This is a genomic window from Novosphingobium sp. HR1a (genome assembly GCF_015594425.1).
Classification (GTDB): Bacteria; Pseudomonadota; Alphaproteobacteria; order Sphingomonadales; family Sphingomonadaceae; genus Novosphingobium; species Novosphingobium resinovorum_A.
Map to the genome: position 1 here is coordinate 1 of NZ_JABXWS010000140.1, position 1347 is coordinate 1347.

The following is a 1347-nucleotide window of genomic DNA, read 5'->3' on the forward strand; positions in this document are numbered from 1 at the left end:
TTTAACAGGTTGCGGAAAAAGGTTCTTTCCTTGAGCCGCTTGAGGTGATTCAGACGCCTTCAGCTGAGGTTGAAGGATTTGAAATGCGGGGCGGCGATTACCGGAGCGAAGGGCTTTTTTCCTACGTGAGTTGCGAAGCCCGGGTTCCGGCGAACCATCCCCTTCGGGCGATCCGCGCGATCGTCGACGAAGCTCTCGAGGTAATGTCAGCGGATTTTGATGTGATGTATTCGCGCATTGGCCGGCCATCGATCCCGCCCGAGAAGCTACTGCGCGCGTTGCTCCTGCAGGCTTTCTATACGATCCGCTCGGAGCGCCAGCTCATGGAGCAGATGGATTACAACCTGCTCTTCCGCTGGTTCGTCGGCCTGGCGATGGATGCGCCGATCTGGGATGTCACGGTCTTCACCAAGAACCGTGAGAGGCTGCTGTCCAGGGACGTTGCCGCCAAGTTCCTGTCCGCCATCATCAACCAGGCACGCGTGCAGGCTCTTCTGTCCGACGATCATTTCTCGGTGGACGGCACGTTGATCGAAGCGTGGGCCAGCGTGAAGAGCTTCAGGCCCAAGGATGAAGGCGGCCCCGGGGATGACGATGACGCTGGTTCAGTCTCCGGCCATGGCGAGCAGAAAATAGCGCCGAGCAATGCCGGACGCGATTTCCGGGGCGAGAAGCGCAGCAATGCGACCCATGCATCAACTACTGACCCCGATGCCCGCCTATTCAAGAAAGCGCGGGGCCAAGCAGCCAAGCTGTGCCATATGGCCCATGTCCTCATGGAGAACCGCAATGGCCTCGTTGTCGATGCGATCCTCACCCACGCGACCGGCACCGCCGAACGCGATGCCGCACTGACCATGCTGGGCCGGATGGAAGGGCGCCATCGGATCACGCTGGGCGCGGACAAGAACTACGACACCGCCGCCTTCGTCGAGGCATTGCGCGAGATGGACGTCACCCCGCATGTGGCTCAGAACAACAGCAACCGGCGCTCGGCAATCGACGGGCGTACGACACGCCATCCCGGCTACGGCCTCTCCCAAAAAATCCGCAAGCGGATCGAGGAAGTGTTCGGATGGGCAAAAACCTGCGGCACCATGCGAAAAACCCGACACCGTGGGCAACATCGCGTCGGATGGTCCTTCACGCTCACCGCTGCCGCCTACAACCTCGTCAGGCTGCCGAAACTGCTGGCCGCGACCTAGGCATGCGCCTTACAGCGCCCAAGGCCGGTCAAAAACGACCGGCTTCGGGAAGGTCACCTCCCAGAATGACTGACGCCGTGGGCTAGAAAACGGCGAAACCGGGGCCAATGGCGGGCTCTGCCAAGCCTTTTTCCGCAGCCTG

At 61.0% G+C, this 1347-nt stretch carries 1 protein-coding gene; it reads left to right on the top strand.

Annotated elements, in window-relative coordinates; all coding sequences use genetic code 11:
• Window positions 1–83 precede the first annotated feature (83 nt).
• Window positions 84–1205, top strand: coding sequence for an IS5 family transposase (locus tag HWN72_RS30655; protein WP_211152319.1), 1122 nt, complete (start codon window positions 84–86; stop codon window positions 1203–1205).
• The last annotated feature ends 142 nt before the right edge of the window (window positions 1206–1347 follow it).

Bases quoted from the DNA above. Each gene is read 5' to 3' on its own strand.
- HWN72_RS30655 (WP_211152319.1), top strand. From the start codon at position 84: ATGCGGGGCGGCGATTACCGGAGCGAAGGGCTTTTTTCCTACGTGAGT.